19 protein-coding genes are annotated in these 17,551 nt (G+C 34.2%); 14 read left to right on the top strand and 5 right to left on the bottom strand.

Features of this window, described 5'->3' with window-relative positions; all coding sequences use genetic code 11:
* Window positions 1–302 precede the first annotated feature (302 nt).
* Window positions 303–1,739, top strand: coding sequence for an FAD-binding oxidoreductase (locus AB1284_RS10400; protein WP_429749607.1), 1,437 nt, complete (start codon window positions 303–305; stop codon window positions 1,737–1,739).
* Window positions 1,736–2,287 carry an MFS transporter gene (locus tag AB1284_RS10395; protein ID WP_429749609.1) on the top strand — a complete coding sequence of 184 codons (552 nt, stop codon included), beginning with the start codon at window positions 1,736–1,738 and terminating at the stop codon, window positions 2,285–2,287. Before AB1284_RS10400 ends, AB1284_RS10395 begins: the two co-directional genes overlap by 4 nt.
* A 35-nt stretch (window positions 2,288–2,322) precedes the next feature.
* Here AB1284_RS10395 and AB1284_RS10390 read toward each other — a convergent pair whose 3' ends face one another.
* Window positions 2,323–3,084, bottom strand: coding sequence for a DUF1836 domain-containing protein (locus tag AB1284_RS10390; protein ID WP_429749610.1), 762 nt, complete (start codon window positions 3,082–3,084; stop codon window positions 2,323–2,325).
* 259 nt (window positions 3,085–3,343) lie between these two features.
* Between AB1284_RS10390 and AB1284_RS10385 the strand changes: the two genes are divergently transcribed.
* The 3 genes from AB1284_RS10385 (at window position 3,344) to AB1284_RS10375 (ending at window position 4,610) form a co-directional block, all read left to right on the top strand.
* Window positions 3,344–3,790, top strand: a complete 447-nt coding sequence (locus AB1284_RS10385; protein ID WP_429749612.1) for a hypothetical protein — start codon at window positions 3,344–3,346, stop codon at window positions 3,788–3,790.
* The gene (locus tag AB1284_RS10380; RefSeq protein ID WP_429749614.1) at window positions 3,778–4,086 is read left to right on the top strand and encodes a YxcD family protein; all 309 of its coding nucleotides are present in this window, start codon (window positions 3,778–3,780) and stop codon (window positions 4,084–4,086) included. The genes AB1284_RS10385 and AB1284_RS10380 overlap by 13 nt, the downstream gene beginning before the upstream one ends.
* 158 nt (window positions 4,087–4,244) lie before the next feature.
* The gene (locus AB1284_RS10375) at window positions 4,245–4,610 is read left to right on the top strand and encodes a carboxymuconolactone decarboxylase family protein (protein WP_377884764.1); all 366 of its coding nucleotides are present in this window, start codon (window positions 4,245–4,247) and stop codon (window positions 4,608–4,610) included.
* Between the two features lie 72 nt (window positions 4,611–4,682).
* On the opposite strand, the gene AB1284_RS10370 is transcribed toward AB1284_RS10375, so the two are convergent.
* Window positions 4,683–5,504, bottom strand: coding sequence for an alpha/beta fold hydrolase (locus AB1284_RS10370; RefSeq protein ID WP_429749616.1), 822 nt, complete (start codon window positions 5,502–5,504; stop codon window positions 4,683–4,685).
* A 167-nt stretch (window positions 5,505–5,671) separates the two neighbouring features.
* Between AB1284_RS10370 and AB1284_RS10365 the strand changes: the two genes are divergently transcribed.
* From AB1284_RS10365 to AB1284_RS10355, 3 genes are all read left to right on the top strand, one after another.
* On the top strand, window positions 5,672–6,268 hold the full coding sequence (locus AB1284_RS10365; protein ID WP_429761852.1) for a DUF6609 family protein: 597 nt from the start codon (window positions 5,672–5,674) through the stop codon (window positions 6,266–6,268).
* 151 nt (window positions 6,269–6,419) lie between these two features.
* A complete protein-coding gene (gene ppaC / locus AB1284_RS10360) occupies window positions 6,420–7,352 on the top strand; it encodes a manganese-dependent inorganic pyrophosphatase (protein WP_429749620.1) in 933 nt (310 codons plus the stop codon).
* 285 nt (window positions 7,353–7,637) lie between these two features.
* Window positions 7,638–8,090 (top strand): DUF6884 domain-containing protein, encoded by a 453-nt coding sequence (locus tag AB1284_RS10355; protein ID WP_429749622.1) that lies wholly within the window; start codon window positions 7,638–7,640, stop codon window positions 8,088–8,090.
* 281 nt (window positions 8,091–8,371) lie between these two features.
* Here the strand turns inward: AB1284_RS10355 and AB1284_RS10350 are convergent, their stop codons facing one another.
* Window positions 8,372–8,731 carry a cytoplasmic protein gene (locus AB1284_RS10350; RefSeq protein WP_429749624.1) on the bottom strand — a complete coding sequence of 120 codons (360 nt, stop codon included), beginning with the start codon at window positions 8,729–8,731 and terminating at the stop codon, window positions 8,372–8,374.
* Window positions 8,732–9,202: 471 nt separating this feature from the next.
* Between AB1284_RS10350 and recQ the strand changes: the two genes are divergently transcribed.
* From recQ to AB1284_RS10330, 4 genes are all read left to right on the top strand, one after another.
* Window positions 9,203–11,320: a DNA helicase RecQ gene (gene recQ, locus AB1284_RS10345; protein ID WP_429749626.1), complete on the top strand. Its 2,118-nt coding sequence runs from the start codon at window positions 9,203–9,205 to the stop codon at window positions 11,318–11,320.
* A gap of 141 nt (window positions 11,321–11,461) precedes the next feature.
* Window positions 11,462–11,932: a DinB family protein gene (locus tag AB1284_RS10340; protein ID WP_429749628.1), complete on the top strand. Its 471-nt coding sequence runs from the start codon at window positions 11,462–11,464 to the stop codon at window positions 11,930–11,932.
* A 162-nt stretch (window positions 11,933–12,094) separates the two neighbouring features.
* Complete coding sequence (locus AB1284_RS10335) at window positions 12,095–12,676, top strand: nucleotidyltransferase domain-containing protein (protein WP_429749630.1); 582 nt, start codon at window positions 12,095–12,097, stop codon at window positions 12,674–12,676.
* Between the two features lie 102 nt (window positions 12,677–12,778).
* The gene (locus AB1284_RS10330; RefSeq protein WP_429749632.1) at window positions 12,779–14,887 is read left to right on the top strand and encodes a HelD family protein; all 2,109 of its coding nucleotides are present in this window, start codon (window positions 12,779–12,781) and stop codon (window positions 14,885–14,887) included.
* A gap of 71 nt (window positions 14,888–14,958) precedes the next feature.
* Here AB1284_RS10330 and rpiA read toward each other — a convergent pair whose 3' ends face one another.
* On the bottom strand, window positions 14,959–15,636 hold the full coding sequence (rpiA, locus tag AB1284_RS10325; protein WP_429749634.1) for a ribose 5-phosphate isomerase A: 678 nt from the start codon (window positions 15,634–15,636) through the stop codon (window positions 14,959–14,961).
* A 23-nt stretch (window positions 15,637–15,659) separates the two neighbouring features.
* On the bottom strand, window positions 15,660–15,980 hold the full coding sequence (locus AB1284_RS10320; protein ID WP_336480741.1) for a 2Fe-2S iron-sulfur cluster-binding protein: 321 nt from the start codon (window positions 15,978–15,980) through the stop codon (window positions 15,660–15,662).
* Between the two features lie 182 nt (window positions 15,981–16,162).
* Between AB1284_RS10320 and AB1284_RS10315 the strand changes: the two genes are divergently transcribed.
* Together AB1284_RS10315 and clpP are read left to right on the top strand one after the other, a co-directional pair.
* Window positions 16,163–16,858, top strand: coding sequence for an RNA polymerase subunit sigma-70 (locus AB1284_RS10315; RefSeq protein WP_429749636.1), 696 nt, complete (start codon window positions 16,163–16,165; stop codon window positions 16,856–16,858).
* 9 nt (window positions 16,859–16,867) lie between these two features.
* Entirely contained in the window at window positions 16,868–17,458 is a 591-nt protein-coding gene (gene clpP, locus AB1284_RS10310) for an ATP-dependent Clp endopeptidase proteolytic subunit ClpP (protein WP_429754299.1), read from the top strand.
* Window positions 17,459–17,551: the final 93 nt, after the last annotated feature.

Below are 17,551 nucleotides of genomic sequence, written 5' to 3'. Positions count from 1 at the left end.
TATTTATCCCACTATTCATTGGTTAAAAGATTTAGAGAAAACAAAAAAGATACCTCTACTAATGAAAATATCGCTTTATCCCGCATTAACGTACAGTAATACTCCCACCTCAAAATTCAGTGAAAGCAAAGAAGTTAGGTGGGAGATAAACTGCCCGTAAAAGTCCGATTGGTGAGGGCTAATAGTCAGTGGGGATGAAGAAAAAACCCACTGACTAAAGTTTCACTTTATTTACCTGAAAACAAATGATATAATTTCAATAAAAGTGTAATATTACACTTTTATTGAAAGGAGAGGATCAATTGAAAAAAGGTAAAATAATAATTTCTTTAACCATATACATTACCTTGCTAACTGTATCAGTATATATGTATAAGCAGCAACTAACTCAGCCTGTTATAACAGATTCAGGAAGATTGCTTCCTACAAAAGTTAAGCGAATAGAGAGTGTTGAAGATGAAAAGAAGCTCCAAAAATTAGTTCGAGATGCAAATACCTCAAATGAAAAACTCTCTATTGCGGGGATGCAGCATACTCAGGGCGGCCATACATATTATCCGAATGGTACTGTTTTAGATATGAAAAATTATAATAAAATATTGGAGTTCAATCCGAAACAAAAAAGAATAAGAGTGCAAAGCGGTGCAACGTGGAATGACATTCAAAAAGTTATTAATCCATACGGCCTTGCTATTCAAGTTATGCAGTCACAAAACATCTTCACTATTGGTGGTTCTTTAAGTGCGAATGTACACGGAAGGGATATTCGGCATGATGCACTTATAGATACAGTTGATTCATTTCGTTTGTTAATGGCAGACGGCACAATTAAAAATGTAAATAGAAATGAAAACTCAGAACTATTCTCTCTAGTGATTGGGGGGTATGGTTTATTTGGAGTCATCTTAGATGTAACGCTTAAGTTAACGGAAGATGAACTGTATCGAATACGAACGAAAACGTTAGACTATGATCAATATGTTTCCTATTTCAAGGAACATGTTGAAGGTAATGAAGGGGTGCGCATGCATTTAGCTCGTATTTCTGTCGCACCGGACTCATTTTTACGTGAGATGTATGTGACAAATTATGTTTTTGCTACGAATCAAGAAAAGCGAGAGCGGTATAGTACTTTAAAAGAAGAGACAAATGTTGCCCTGCCAAAGTTTTTTCTGGGATTATCTAGGTATAGTGACTGGGGAAAAACGATGTTTTGGAATATCCAAAAAAAATATTTTGAACGTACGAATGGGTCTTATGAAACTCGTAATAATGTAATGCGATCAGATAGTGCATTCATGGAATATGAAAATCCTAATTATACAGAAATTTTACAAGAGTACTTTATTCCTGTTGATCACTTTTCTGCGTATATAGATGACTTGCGAAAGGTATTAGAACAAGAAGAACTAAATCTTCTTAATATTACTGTTCGATATGTGACAAAAAATGATAGTGCGGTTTTGTCATACGCGAAAGAGGATATGTTTGCTCTTGTACTGCTTATTAATCAGGGACGCTCTAAAGAAGACGTACAAAAGACAAAAAAAGTGATACAGAAGATGGTAAACGTTACTTTACAACATAATGGAAGCTATTATTTGCCATATTATCCTTATACAGATAAACAGCAATTACAAGATGCCTACTTCCGTATAAACGAATTCTTTCAAAAAAAGAGGGAGTATGACCCACAAGAACGGTTTGTTAATCTATTTTATAAGGAGTATGGTCAATGACATATACAAGATTTGTAGTTTCGCAAAGTCTCATTATGATGGCAGGAAGTATGGTATTTCCTTTCTATGTATTACTACTTAGAAATGTAGGAAATAGTTTTTCACAATTTGGCTGGGCATATGGTTTATTTACGTTAACATCAGCACTTGTTTACCCTCTGATCGGTAGAATCTCCGATCGGTTTGGGGATAGGAAGCTTTTAATCATATATTCTTGGTCAATGGCCGTTTTGATGCTATGTTTTCCAATTGCTACAGAAGTTTGGCATGTTTATATTTTACAAATTATGATGGGGTGTTTGGGAGCTATTCAGAAAAATGCAGAAAAAACATCGCTTGCCCGAAAGGTAGAACGTCAAGAGGCTGGTTATGAAATCGGAAAATATCACGTATGGACATCCTTAGGAGCAGGAATAGCTATTATTCTAACTGGATATTTAGTCGATTTTTTAACCATTGGAACTATTTTTTATGTCGCGTCAATTCTATATATGATAAGCGGTATCATAATTTGGCGAACAAATAATCAAGCCACATATAACCGATAACATTTGTTTTTGGTTATATGTGGCTTGATAAAAATTTAATTCAAATTTAAATGTTGTAAAAACAAAGTAGCTGATACGTAGCGCTTCGCTAATCTTTGTACATAAGCAGTATGAACAGATAATGTTGCAATTACAATTGCATTTCGAATTGCTTCGCGTTGTTCTTTGTTTATATGTTCAATTTTAGCTGCTAATTGATCAGCTTTTTCTTTAATGATTTGTTCAATAGTATGAATCGTATTTGTTGCATTGAATTGAGCGAAACCTTGTTGATTCAGTTCTTCAAATAGAGAGGAGTAAAAAACATATAATTGAACAGGATTAATTAAATCATCAGTGCGATCTGCAGGATCATTCACAATCAGTTTTAACAACTTTCGAATGGATTCAAAATCGAGCGCAGTTTTTAAATCTTCTACAATAAATAATAAGGCAGCTTGTTCAATTGAATATTTTTTTCCTTTTTGCGGAGAACCAATCATTTCTTTTATATCACGTTTCACCCAATTTTGCAGTGCTGTAATAGAAAAGTTAGTGTTTTCTATTTGATTCCCAAGAGCTACAATTTCATTTAAAGAGAGTCCAATATCCGTTTCTTCTACTTTAATAAGCTTTTCAAAAATAGGTGCTAGTGCGGTTGTAATAAGTGCTGTAAAACTTTGACCGCTCTCAATATCTTCTTTATGTGACTTTGCCCAAGCCTCTTGTAAAATTGCAAGAGGTTTTTTTGTATTCCAACCTCTAAGAGATAGGAGGAGCATTGCCATTTCGTTTCGTGTGAGATGAAATGTTTCCATCTTTTCACCTCCGATAATCTAAAAGTTCTTATGAACTTATATTATGTATTGTTTTATATAAAGTCAATTGTATTCTCATGATTTTTCCTGTGATCAAAGAATTTAGTAATAATAAGAAATAACCCTTGATTATTCTTTTTAAAGTTCATATAATAAGTTCATAAGAACCTTTTGGTTAACTTTAAGATTCAACTATCTTTTCATATTTTAAGAGAAGGATAGATATTATTACTTATAGTAGAAGGAGAATGAATATTATATGTTAAAAAAAATCGTAACAATATTGACTGCATTTATGTTTGTCTTCGCCGCTAGTAGTTCAGTAGATAGTGCTTATGCAAAAACCTACAAATCTGGTAAAAAATCTTATACTCCAAGTTCAGGACAAACACAAAAATCAACAGTGGATTTAAAGAAAAAAGATTCTAATGTAAATGCAAATAAAACGACAGATTCAAAAACAAAAGCAACAAATACAGCACCAAAAAGTAATAAAGGAAGCTTTATGAAAGGTCTTTTACTTGGTGGTATTGGTGGTTTATTAATGGGTAGCTTATTTGCTAACATGGGAGCTCTTGGTTCTGTATTAGCATTTATGGTTAATATGCTTGTAATGGCTGGTATTGTAATGTTAGCGGTTCGCGCATTCAAATACTTTAAAAATCAACGTAAGAAACAGGTGGAAGAAGCAGCATGGAAACGATAAAAATTCCCGAACAAGAGTTGATTAATGCACTCTGTGTATATATTGCACAAAAACGTCAAGTTGCTCCAGAACAAGTTCTTGTGGAACTGATGTATGATGACGATTATGGTTTCTCAGCTGAAGTAGAAGTAAATGGTCGTCAGCAAATTTTAATTCAGGCAAATTTAATCGAGGCACTTCGCCTATGGCTTGATATGGAATATCATATTAATCCATTCGCAGCAAGATTACAGCTTGAATTACATGATGAAGAAGGTATTATCGCTTTGGCAAATTTAAATCATTCAAATGAGTAATATAAAAAATAGCTGTTGAGATGTAACTATTCTCAACAGCTATTTTTTATGCTTATAAGAGAAAGTATGCACGAAAAAAATGATGATTAATTAGGATACCATCATTTTTTTCGTGCATACTAAGTTGTAGTACATATTGAAAAAATGGAGGGAATATAGTGGATTTTCAACAACAAGGTTCAACATACCAATCATTACAACATTATAAAGAAGGGTTAGGAAAGTTTACACAACAAATTCCTGAAATTGCTGAAGCTTATAATGCTTTTACACAAGCTTGTTTCCAAGAAGGGACGTTAACAAAAAGAGAAAAGCAGTTAATTGCATTAGGTATTAGTTTAGCTATGCAAGATGAGTATTGTACAATTTACCATACAAAAGGTTGTATTGATCAAGGTTGCTCCGAAAAAGAAGTGCTAGAATCGTGCAGTGTTGCGGCAGCATTTGCCGGTGGTGCTGCAATGAGCCAAGCTGTTACACTTGTACAGGAATGTATGGAAGAACTACACCGACAGAAGCATTGAAAGATAAAAAACTCCTTCAGAATGAAGGAGTTTTTTGCTCATTGCTTAAAACGAATCGAAGGAACATATTAATCATGGTGCATTATTGTCATCTAACGACTGAACGAAAGTTTCTACTACTTTATTAAAACGGTCTGCTTCTTCTAAAAAAGGGCAGTGACAGCTCTCTTCAAAAACTATCAGCTGAGAGTTTTTAATATGTTTGTGTAAATGTTCACCTGCTGCAACAGGAATAAGTTTTTCTTCTCTCCCGAAACAAAGTAGAGTAGGAGTGGTAATTTGATCTAAGTAGTCTCGATAGTCCACAACAGATTGGTCAAATAAAATAGCGCTTGCTATAGACTCTGGGATAGTTGTCACTTCTTTTAACATCCACTCAAAATCCTCTTCAGAGAGAGGGTTTTTGAACATTAATGGAATAAATCCTTTCAAAAAGCCAACTCGATCCATTTGAATTTCTCGCATTATATGAATAAGATCAGAGAAATTGAATGCTCCAATTGAAAAATCAGGCCATTTAAAATCTGAAGCTAGTTCATCTACGATAACAGAGGCTTTCACATTACTTTCTCCAAATTGTTTCAAATATTCCCAAACAACAAATGCTCCCATAGACCAGCCAACTAACACAACGTTCTCAAGAGATAATTTGTCAATAAAGGCATGTAAATCATGAGCATAGTTTGCAATGGTATGCCCAGATTGAACGTGGGAAGAACGACCATGACTTCGCAAATCCAGTGAAATTGCGCGGTAGTTTTCACTAAAACAAGGAAGTTGTTTATGGAAAAAGCGACTGCTCATCCAAACCCCATGTACGAATATAATCGGCGTTCCTTGACCTTGATCTTCATAATATATATTCACATCATTATCAAGTTTTATATAGGGCATGTACATAAACCTCCTTTTCACAGATAAAATAAGTTTACATATTCGAAAATATGCTTTATGGCAACTGTGTATTCAAACATAGCCAAATTAAAAAATATCTGGTAAAAAATACATAATATCTATATAATATTAAATTGAAATTATATAAAAATTAGCAAGGGGAATGAATGATGGAAGTGCTCGAGAAATTGGCAATGAAATTAGGTTATGAGAAAGGAGAAAAGTTAGAATTTTTAAATAAACGAATCGCTGGTTTATGGTTAATATGGATTGGAGTCGTTATTATTATAGCCACGATTGTCGGTGGGGAATTTTTAGTTCATCCCGTAGTTTTTGGGGTTGGGTATTTTACAGGTTTCCTATTCATTTTACGAAATAAATATGTAAGAAAGAAGCTTTCATTTGGACCGCTATCTAAATTTCAATCTAAAGTTGGGAATCTATCAATAGTTCTTTTATTTGTTCTTATGGGATTAATTTCAGGAAGATATTTTGAAACGAATGACTATCGTATGATTTGGATGGGAGCTTTACTTGCAACAGGTATTCATTTTATTCCATTTGCGATTCTCCACGGGAAAAGTATGATTTATATTTCTATTCCATTAATCATAATCACATTATTTGGACTGATTGATTCTAATATTCCATTTATTTATGTGGTAATTTCTGATGGTGTAATAAAAGTTTTATTCGGTAGTGTACTTTTTTTATCTAAAGATCCAAGAGAAAGAATAACAAATAATAATACAGAGGCTTTATAAGGAAGAGAAAAAGCAAAGGGAGAGGCCTTTGCTTTTTTATATGTCAGAATGAAATGTTTAGAAGAAAGTACAATTATTTATAAAAAAATGTGTTTAAAATATTGTCATATTCGCTTCTTTAAGATATCCTTTTCATGAAGAGGTGGAAATCATGGAAAAAGTACTAGTTTTCGGGCATAAAAACCCAGATACAGATGCAATTTGTTCTGCAATTGCTTATGCAGAGCTGAAAAAAGAATTAGGAATGAATGCTGAACCTGTATGTTTAGGTGAAATCAGCGGTGAAACTCAATTTGCGTTAGATCATTTTAAAGTAGAAGGACCGCGTTTTGTTGAGACAGTAGCAAACGAAGTGGACAATGTTATTTTAGTTGACCATAACGAGCGTCAACAAAGTGCTAATGATATTGAATCTGTTCGTGTATTAGAAGTAATCGACCATCATCGTATTGCTAACTTTGAAACAAGCGATCCTTTATACTACCGTTGCGAGCCAGTTGGTTGTACAGCTACAATTTTAAATAAAATGTACAAAGAAAACGGCGTTGCAATTCGTAAGGAAGTTGCAGGATTAATGTTATCTGCAATCATTTCAGATTCTTTATTATTTAAATCTCCAACTTGCACAGATCAAGACGTAGCAGCAGCTCGTGAACTAGCGGAAATCGCTGGTGTAGATGCAGAAAGCTATGGCTTAGAAATGTTAAAAGCGGGTGCAGATTTAAGCGGTAAAACAATGGAGCAATTAATTTCCCTTGATGCAAAAGAATTCCAAATGGGAGATGCAAAAGTTGAAATCGCACAAGTAAACGCTGTTGATACAAACGATGTTCTTGTACACCAAGCAGAATTAGAAAAAGTAATCTCTACAGTAGTAGAAGAGAAAGGTTTAGACCTATTCTTATTCGTTGTTACTGACATCTTAACAAATGATTCTGTTGGCCTTGCAATTGGTAAAGCAGCACAAGTTGTTGAGAAAGCATATAACGTAACATTAGAAAACAACACAGCTGTTTTAAAAGGTGTTGTTTCACGTAAAAAACAAATCGTTCCTGTTTTAACAGAAACATTCCAAACTCTATAAGAGAAGCTTTGGAAGAAAAGGAAAGAACAAGCTGATATACAGTCTGCTTGTTCTTTTTTTGTTTTTAGGAAGCATAAAATTTTAGATATTAAGGTCTGTTACTTTCATGTTTCATATTGAAAAGATGAAAATTAGGTAGGAAGAAAAGAAAAAACTGATGTTTTCATCTGTGAATGAAAAATGCTATGATTTTATTGCTAATTACTATGTCATATTTAAAAGTAATAATGAAGAAATGAAGCAGATTATATAGGATTGAAAGAGAAAAGAGGTAAGAAGGTAACAATGAGAAGACTATGCATAATTCCATGTGGGAAAAAGAAGATTTGGGATAAGTTCCCTGATATGGGGCCGACAGAAGCAAAAGAAGTGTACATTAGTCCATTCGGAAAAGCGTGCCAAGCGTATGCTTCTCGATTTTTTACACATTGGGTTATTTTATCCGCGAAGCATGGGTTTTTACTGCCAATCGATATAGTGAAAGAAAACTATGATCTTGCTTTTAATTCGAAAAGTAGTGAGATTATTAATATAGAACAACTAAAAAAACAGATGATAGATAAAGACTTGTTAGACTTTGATGAAATTGTTCTGCTTGCAGGCAAGAAACATAAAAAAGTAGTGACAAAGTTATACCCAGAAGAAATTATTTCTTATCCATTAGAAGGCTGTAAAGGGATTGGATATATGTTGCAAAGGCTGAAGAAGGCAGTTGAAGATCATAACGAGATTCAGTAACTGTTAAAATAATTTGATTTATGAGGAAGATTAATAATTAGTTATTGAAAAATAAAGGGGTATTAGGGATCCCCTTTATTTTATCATTAAGATTATAACTGTATAAATCCATTTTAATGTTCCAACACATATGTCACTGCTATACAGAACACAATATGCCCTGCACTCGCTTTCTCCTTTTGTTTAAAACATGGCATGTGGCAGAAAAAGGCCCTGACCGCTTCTACGCACGCGCCCTCCCATAAAAAGAAGAGCGGTTTTATGTTTTGTATATATAAATGTTAGTTATAGTTAATTACTTGCTTCATAAGATTTCTTATCTCTTTAACCGGTGGTTTTTTATCGTATACATCAATACGTGAAAAATAATAATTTAAATTTCTAACAAGACCTTTTCCGATTTTTTCCTTTAGGAAAGGAAATACTTGTCCAGTGTAGTCCTCGAGAGATTTACAATAGTATTTTTCATCCAAATAAATGCTATATTTACATGTTAGTTCTACTAGTGGATTACCTTCAGAATCATATACCTCTTTAGATTCAATAATGTCTATTAGTGCAAATCTGTCATTAAGATAAACTTTTTTCTTCTTTTTAGGCTTATTAGAAAGAATAAAAGCGATACCTATTGCGTTAATCAATATGTTGCCTCCTATAAATATAAAGTGAAGCTTTAATCAGCCCTCATTACGGGCAGCACATCTCCCAACTAATTTCTTTGCCTTTGCTGAATTTTGAGGTGGGGGTCTTACTGCCTTTTAATACGGTATAAAAAAAGATACTAATAAAATATATCGATATATGTTAAATGTAAAGGGATAAGGTGGGTTTAGAAAAGAAAATATTATATACATGTAATTTGTTTTCAAAAATTATGGTTATTACGTAGATAACAATGGAATGAATCATATCAAATAGCGAATGATAATTTTGATATGATTCATTTTTTTATTAATATTATTGCTAAAAATGATTTTCTCTAGCTTTGCATGAGTTGTTAATAATTATTCGTAAGCATGCGAAGCGTTGGAGAGAACTAGAGAGTACAATGACTTTTGACTAATGGTATAATACTAATAGATGAAAGACTAAGAAAAGCAGGTGAATCTTTTTTGTTTACAAAAGCACAAGAACTTTTAGCTTCCTATTTTGGCTACTCGTCATTCCGTAGAGGGCAGGATGAAACGATTAAAAATATATTGGATGGAAAAGATACCGTTTGCATTATGCCAACAGGCGGCGGGAAATCTTTATGCTATCAAATTCCGGCATTAGTATTAGAGGGCACAACATTAGTTATTTCTCCGCTTATTTCACTTATGAAGGATCAAGTTGATACCTTAACACAAAACGGAATTCCCGCTACGTATATTAACAGTTCTATTTCAATTACAGAAGCAAATCAACGCATCCAACTAGCAAAACAAGGACATTATAAATTGTTATATATTGCGCCGGAGCGTCTTGATTCTATTGATTTTATTGATCAACTGATTGATATGAAAATCCCGTTAATTGCAATCGATGAAGCACACTGTATTTCACAATGGGGGCATGATTTTCGTCCGAGTTATTTACACATTCATCGAGTACTTGATTATCTTCCGGTACAGCCAATTGTACTTGCATTGACGGCAACAGCAACGCCGCAAGTGCGACAAGATATTTGCAGTACTTTAGGAATAGCAGAACATAATACGATTATGACGACTTTTGAACGAGAAAATTTATCGTTTTCCGTTGTAAAAGGACAAGACCGTGATGACTTTTTGTCAGGATATATTCGTCAAAATAAAAAAGAAGCGGGTATTATTTATGCAGCGACACGTAAAGTTGTCGATCAACTTTATGAAAAACTAAATAAAGAAGACGTTTCTGTAGCACGTTATCATGCTGGTATGAATGATAACGATCGTAATGAACAGCAAGAACGTTTTTTACGAGATGAAGTAAATGTAATGATTGCAACATCTGCATTTGGAATGGGAATTGATAAATCTAATATTCGATACGTGATTCATTATCAACTTCCGAAAAATATGGAAAGTTACTATCAAGAAGCTGGACGTGCTGGACGTGATGGCTTAGATAGTGAATGTATCCTACTTTATTCTCCGCAAGATGTGCAAGTACAGCGATATTTAATTGACCAGTCAACAGGAGCTTCTCGATTTTCTAATGAACTAGAGAAACTGCAACATATGACAGATTACTGCCATACAGAAAATTGTTTGCAATCATTTATTTTACAATATTTTGGCGAAGAACCAAAACAAGATTGCGGTCGCTGCGGCAATTGTACAGACGATCGAAATAGTGTCGATGTTACAAAGGAAGCACAAATGGTACTTTCATGTATGATTCGAACAAATCAACGTTTCGGTAAACAAATGATAGCGCAAGTATTAACTGGATCAAAAAATAAAAAGGTAATCGAATTTAATTTCCATACGTTACCGACATATGGATTGTTATCAAACAGAAGTATGAAAGACGTTAGCGAATTTATTGAGTTTTTGATATCAGAGGAACTCATTGCAGTTGAGCATGGGACGTATCCTACATTAAAAGTAACAACAAAAGGGAAAGAGGTTCTACTTGGTAACCAGCTTATTTTCCAAAAAGAACGAGTAGAAACAAAACAAATTGTGAAAGATCATCCACTATTCGAAGAGTTACGTCATGTGCGTAAAGAAATTGCACAAGGAGAAGGAGTACCACCGTTTGTCATTTTCTCTGATCAAACATTGCAAGATATGTGTACAAAACTGCCAAAAACACGAGAAGAAATGCTACAGGTAAAAGGTATAGGTGAGCATAAACTTGAGAAATACGGTAATATATTTTTACAAGTTATCACAAATTTCCTCGAACAGAATCCTGATATAGATACGATGATTACGACAGAAATTGTAACAGAACGAAAGCAATCGAAAAAGGCAATGAAAAATTCTCATCATGTTACATATGAAATGTATAAACAGGGAGATACACTTTCTCATATCGCTGAGGTACGCGAACTGTCCATGCAAACTGTAGAAAATCATTTAATTCGTTGTTTTGAGGAAGGGATGGAAGTAGATTGGCCAAGCTTTGTTCCGAAAGAATATGAATCTATGATTGCATCCGCAGTAGAGCAAGCTGAAGGTGGATTAAAGGCTATTAAAGAACAGCTTCCCGATAGTATTAGTTATTTTATGATTCGTGCTTATATACAAATGAACAAATGATAAGTTGTATGAAGTCATTCCGCTTTACATGATATGAATGATTCGTATAGAATATAATCGATCTTTATTTCATACGACTTCTGATTTGTCGAGATTTTTAATACGTTAATGAATAAAAGGGATTTGAAAGGGGCGTAAGGTATGAATAAACTAATATTTAAACAATTTGCGATGACAAGAGGTTATTTTATTAAAAACGTAGAATCACTTTCGAAGGAAATAACAAATGTACAGCCAGATGGTTTTAACAATACGATCCAATGGCATATTGGCCATGTATTAACGGTTACTGAACAGTTTATGCTCGGTTTTCCACATAAAACGACGCATCTTCCTGCAAATTATATCGAGTTATTTGGAAACGGCACAAAGCCGGCTGATTGGAAAGGAGATGTACCTACTGTAGATAAACTCATCGTAGAGTTGAAAGATCAATTAGTTCGTCTTCAACAAATTCCTGCTGAACAGTTAAATGAAACGCTGGAAAAACCATTTATGGGACTTGGAACCTTTGGAGAATTAGCCGGTCTTTCATTAATGCATGAAGCAAATCACTTAGGACAAATTCAAGCGATGAAGCGCATTATTGAACATAAGGGAGTACAGAATTAGTAAACTCCCGAAAAATAATTTAGTGGTTTTCAAAAGGAGCTATTCTCAGAAAGATAGCTCCTTTTGATTTTGCAAAAGTACTTATATGATTCTTTTTGATCTAAACAATTTTTCAATTGAATTTTATTTTAAACTAAAAATATCGTGAGAAGAAGGAGTTGAATGACTATGATTCAAGCGAAACAACTCAATTTTATTGTTGAAATCATGAAAAATTTCAAACATCCGTGGTTTGTTGCAGGGGGATGGGCTATTGACTTAGGAATAGGAGTAGTAACGAGAACACATGAAGACATAGATATTTGTATTTTTAGAGAACATGCTGAAGAAATCTTTACATATTTCTCTGATTGGGACATTTATGTAGCTATTCCAGGAGAGGGGCGAGTCGTTCCATGTTTAAACTTAGAAGATATAGCTCTTCCAAGATATGGTTTACATCTATACAAAGAACAAGGTTTCATCGAGATATTATTAACAGATAAGGAAAATAACAAAGTTTTATTTCGAAAAAATAAAAATATATGGATGGATTATAAGCACTTTGTTCATGAAGATGCACTTGGACGTAAATTTATTGCCCCTGAATGGCAGCTGCTCTTTAAAGCAAAAGAGGGCAGAATAAAAGATGAACAAGATTTTAAGGCATATATACCATATATGAATGAACAACAAAAGTTATGGTTAACGAGTGCCCTAAAAGAACAATTTCCTTCGTCAGCGTGGATTAAAGAGTTAATATAGATTTTTTTAGAAAGTCCCTCTAAACACTTGACTTATAGGATTCATTTTTAATAGAATTAATATTCGACTGAAAATTTCAACGAATAGGAGGGAATTACGAACATGAAGGAAATATTTGAACTAGAGTTAGAGAAATTAAATAACACGCTTTTGCAAATTAATCAGCAATTGGATAAGCTAGAGAATATTCCAGTTTATCATGGAGAAAATTTTACAGAACAAGTGCTTGAAACTATGCGAGAATCTAGCCGACAAAGACTTCGAATCGCCAGTCAGGAACCCTATTTTGGACGCTTAGATTTTCAAGAAGAAGGAGAGCTACAGCAAAAACCTGTCTATATTGGTAAAGTTGGCGCTTCTGATGAAGAAACACAGCAGCCAATTGTTGTTGATTGGCGAGCGCCTGTTGCAAGTATGTTTTATTCATTTACTGGAGGAGAGGATATAGCTTTTTATGATTCTCCAGAAGGAATCGTTGAAGGAATTGTTCACTTAAAACGGAACATCGCTATTCGAAAGCAAATATTAGAACGAGTTGTAGATACATATGTAAGAGGAAGTGATGATCTATCACTTGCGGATGACTTTCTTCTCTATCGCTTAGGGGAAAATAAAGATAACAAGTTAAAAGATATCGTTTCAACGATTCAATCAGAACAAAACGAAATTATCCGTGCAGAAAAAAATGTCCCTCTCATTATTCAAGGTGTTGCGGGTAGTGGAAAAACAACGATTGCCTTGCATCGTCTTGCTTTTCTAATTTATCAATATCGCGAGCAGCTTCGCGCTGAGAAAATGATAGTTTTTGCACCTAACAGTATATTCCTTGATTATATATCCAGCGTATTACCTGAGCTTGGTGTTGGTGATATTCATCAAACTACGTTTCAAGATTGGGCATTACATATTTTAGAAAATAGTGTTTCTGTACAGAGTACTGATAAACAATTACAACAAGCATTCGCTATTCAAAAGGACAAAGATGAGATAGCGGCTGGTAAATTAAAAGGGTCCATGGACTTTCAAGTGGTTATCAATCAGAGTCTGTGCAACTACGAAAAAAGTATCGTGCTAACGAAAGATTTTGAGCCTTGGGACTATTCAGTACTACAAGGAGAGGTAATTCAACAGTGGTTTGAAACAGAATATAAACACTATCCGTTAGGAAAGCGAAGAGAACGGACTGTTGCTCGTATGAAACGTTGGATTGAGATGGAACTCAAGATGATCTCAGACACAAATAAAAGGAAGCAACTAAAAAAACAAGCAACGCAAAGACTTAATAGCTATTTAAAGTTTTGGCCGAAGATGAATGCGCTATCCTTTTACAGTATGTTAATGAAACAAGAAAATATTTTAAGTGTGTTGCCGGCTGAACTTGTACAAGAAACAGCAAAAAATTGCCGAAAAAAAGAGGTTACTCTAGAAGATTTAGCACCGCTTATCTATATTCATCACTATTTAGAGGGAATAAAACCTGGGCAAAAGTTTCATCATGTTGTGATTGATGAAGCGCAAGATTTTTCCCCGTTTCAACTTTTCATCTTAAAAGAAATAACACTTGGAAACTCCTTTACTATTTTAGGTGATTTATCACAAGCTATTCATGAATATCAAGGTATTCACGATTGGCAACAGTTTCAAGAAGTATTTAATCAAAATGCCCAGTATTACGAATTAACGAGAAGTTACCGCTCAACAAAGGAAATTATTCACTTTGCAAATGAAGTCATTCAAAATGCCAATATTCCAGTAGGACTTGCTAATCCTGTTTTTCGCAGCGGTGAAAGTGTAAAAATCATCTCAACAAATGATCAATTTCAATCTGTTTTATCTACTGTAAAGACCATGCAAGAACAACATGTAAAAACGATTGCTATCATTGGGCGAACTGAGGAAGAGTGCCGTGAGATATACGGAAAGCTCACAGAAGCTGGTATTTCTACAAATATAATAGAAGCCAATCAAAGTAAATATGAAGGCGGTATTTCAGTCGTTCCTGTTTATTTAGCAAAAGGATTAGAATTTGACGCAGTACTACTTATCGATGTAGATGAGGCTCACTATAAGCAAACAAAACAAGATGCTAAATTGCTGTATGTCGGATGTACTCGATCGCTACATGACTTACGGATTTTTTATTCAGGGACATGTTCCCCTTTAATTCAACAAATTCCAAGAGAATTGTATGAAGAAAGGATAGATATTTAATCAAACTAGAACAGAAATTAAAAAGATGTAGCGCAAAAAAGTACTTTATACTAGTACCTTTAGGGCTACATCTATTTGTTCTGAGATATTAATTTTTTCACACCATTACTTTTACCAATAATAACTATATGAGCCATGTTAATGAATAATCCTGTCTCAACCACACCTGTTAATGTTTTCAAAAATTGATGTGTTTCAATTGGGTTTGCTATGAACTCAGGGAAAGCACAATCTACAATGAAATTTCCATTGTCTGTTATGTAAGGTTTATTATTTTGAAGACGTAAAGTAGTTGTACAGCCTACTAAAGTGAAGATTCTCTGTGCTGTATGCTCTGCTGCAAAAGGAACAACTTCAACAGGCAACGGAAATTGCCCTAAATGGGACACTAATTTAGATTCATCTGCTACAATAATAAGCTGTTTTGATGCAGTTGCGACTAACTTTTCGCGAAGAAGTGCACCGCCGCCTTTTGTTAATTGTAAATCATCACTTATTTCATCTGCTCCATCAATAGTCAAATCAAGTTCATCTACTTCAGATAAAGACACTAAAGGAATTTGTAACTCTTTCGCAAGTTGTTCTGTTTGTTTAGAAGTAGGTACACCGCGAATTGATAGGCCTTCTCTTACAAGTTCTCCTAATTTTTGTATTGTCCAATATACAGTTGAACCCGTACCAAGTCCAATTGTCATACCATCTTTTATGAAATCAACAGCGTATTCACCAGCTAAGCGCTTTGTATCCAACGTAGTACCTCCTCATCGTACAATTATTCAGTTGGCCTTGGTCCCGCATCCATTCCGGAAGTCTCCACTGTTAAGACAGGGCGTACTGTCATATCTGCATTTACATACACTTGGCATGATAAACGCAAGTAATCTTCTACACCTTTTTCAGCAAATGCATGTTTTTCAACCTTGTTAGGTTCACAAAAATCACCATCTAATATTTCCACTCGGCAAGTTGTACATTTTGCTTTCCCACCGCAGCGGTGAAGGATATTTACACCGTTATCTTCTAGCGCTAATACTAATTTTGTTCCCTCTTCCACTTCAAAAGTTCCTGTTCCTGGAACAGTTATTTTTGGCATTTTATCTCCTCCTTATATAAAATATGAATAACATAATTATCACCTTGCCATGTATAAGATAAACATAAAAATATACAACGTTCCATTAGTGAAAAAATGATTGTAAAAAATTCATAAGTGCCGTAACTTTTTTCTTTGTTAAATCGTTTATTAAGTAAGCGCGCTTAAAAGGAGTGATCACTTTGAATACGAAAAGAAAGCTGATTTCACAATCCGATTCGGATGTTCAACAATTAAATAAATCTGTTATTGTTAAACATTATGCAGAACTAAAGCGTTATTGTACATTTTTAACACAAAGCACATGGGACGGAGAAGATCTCGCACAAGAAACGATATGTAAAGTATTGAAGAAATATACGAATGAGGAATGGAACCAAAGTATTTGTTTAACGTTGTTATACAAAGTGGCTCGTAATCAATGGCTGGATCAAATGCGAATAAAAACTTGTGAAAGAGAAAATACTCAAGAAGCTTCTTATGAACCGCATGCAAACGTTGCTGAATTATATGCTTTAATTGAAACAATACTATCTTGTTTAAATGAAATGCAAACTGTCATTTTCTTATTAAAAGATGTGTTTGAATATAGCTTAGCTGATATCGCGGCCATTACTTCTATGACAGAAGGAGCAGTAAAAGCTTCATTGTTTCGAACACGGAATAAATTGAAAACGATAAAAGAAGAGGAACGCTTTGTACCTTCAAAAGACATGGAAGAAGAAACTGAAATACTTGTAAAAGCAATTCAGCAACAAACACCTGAATTATTGGTAAAACTTGTACCAACGCTATATTTTTCACGAATTTCGCTACAACAACCATTACTTTTATTACACCAAAAATCTTCTTACAACTGTTTCTCATGTGCTGCTTAAACTAAAATGGTGGAGGGATTTTTCATGAATACGATTCCTTATGTTATAGAGCAAACAAAACTTGGAGAACGCTCGTATGATATTTATTCAAGATTATTAAAGGATAGAATCATTATGATTGGTCAAGAAATTAATGATCAAGTCGCCAGCAGTGTTGTTGCGCAGTTATTATTCCTCGCAGCAGAAGATGCAGATAAAGACATATCTATTTATATAAACAGTCCTGGTGGTTCTACCTCTGCTGGCTTTGCGATTTTAGATACGATGAATTATATTAAACCGGATGTACAAACCATTTGTATCGGTTTAGCGGCTTCATTCGGAGCATTATTGCTACTGGCAGGGACAGAAGGGAAACGATTCGCTTTACCAAATAGCGAAATTATGATTCATCAACCACTCGGCGGAACGCAAGGGCAAGCAACCGAAATCGAAATTTCCGCAAGACGAATTTTGAAGTTGAAAGAACATATCAATCAAATCATTGCCGATAAAACTGGGCAGCCTATTGAAAAGATAGTGAATGATACGGAACGGGATTATTTTATGAGCGCAGAAGAGGCAAAAACATACGGTATTGTAGACGGAATCATCGGTTAATACTGCAAAGAGGTTGTTAGAACATTATCGTTCAATAACCTCTTTTTTGAATTGAATTTTCTCAATTAATGGAATAAAATCAAAATATTATAT

The sequence above is a fragment of the Bacillus sp. S2(2024) genome (assembly GCF_050474045.1).
In the GTDB taxonomy this organism is placed as follows: Bacteria; Bacillota; Bacilli; order Bacillales; family Bacillaceae_G; genus Bacillus_A; species Bacillus_A yunxiaonensis.
The sequence above is the reverse complement of the archived record's forward strand: the minus strand, read 5'-3'. Positions and strand labels throughout refer to the sequence as shown.

Coding starts and splice junctions, on each gene's coding strand:
- AB1284_RS10370 (WP_429749616.1), bottom strand. CDS start 5,504: ATGCCCTATATAAAACTTGATAATGATGTGAATATATATTATGAAGAT.
- AB1284_RS10355 (WP_429749622.1), top strand. CDS start 7,638: ATGAGAAGACTATGCATAATTCCATGTGGGAAAAAGAAGATTTGGGAT.
- AB1284_RS10385 (WP_429749612.1), top strand. CDS start 3,344: ATGTTAAAAAAAATCGTAACAATATTGACTGCATTTATGTTTGTCTTC.
- AB1284_RS10365 (WP_429761852.1), top strand. CDS start 5,672: ATGATGGAAGTGCTCGAGAAATTGGCAATGAAATTAGGTTATGAGAAA.
- AB1284_RS10340 (WP_429749628.1), top strand. CDS start 11,462: ATGAATAAACTAATATTTAAACAATTTGCGATGACAAGAGGTTATTTT.
- AB1284_RS10320 (WP_336480741.1), bottom strand. CDS start 15,980: ATGCCAAAAATAACTGTTCCAGGAACAGGAACTTTTGAAGTGGAAGAG.
- AB1284_RS10395 (WP_429749609.1), top strand. CDS start 1,736: ATGACATATACAAGATTTGTAGTTTCGCAAAGTCTCATTATGATGGCA.
- AB1284_RS10335 (WP_429749630.1), top strand. CDS start 12,095: ATGACTATGATTCAAGCGAAACAACTCAATTTTATTGTTGAAATCATG.
- AB1284_RS10330 (WP_429749632.1), top strand. CDS start 12,779: ATGAAGGAAATATTTGAACTAGAGTTAGAGAAATTAAATAACACGCTT.
- ppaC (WP_429749620.1), top strand. CDS start 6,420: ATGGAAAAAGTACTAGTTTTCGGGCATAAAAACCCAGATACAGATGCA.
- AB1284_RS10390 (WP_429749610.1), bottom strand. CDS start 3,084: ATGGAAACATTTCATCTCACACGAAACGAAATGGCAATGCTCCTCCTA.
- AB1284_RS10380 (WP_429749614.1), top strand. CDS start 3,778: ATGGAAACGATAAAAATTCCCGAACAAGAGTTGATTAATGCACTCTGT.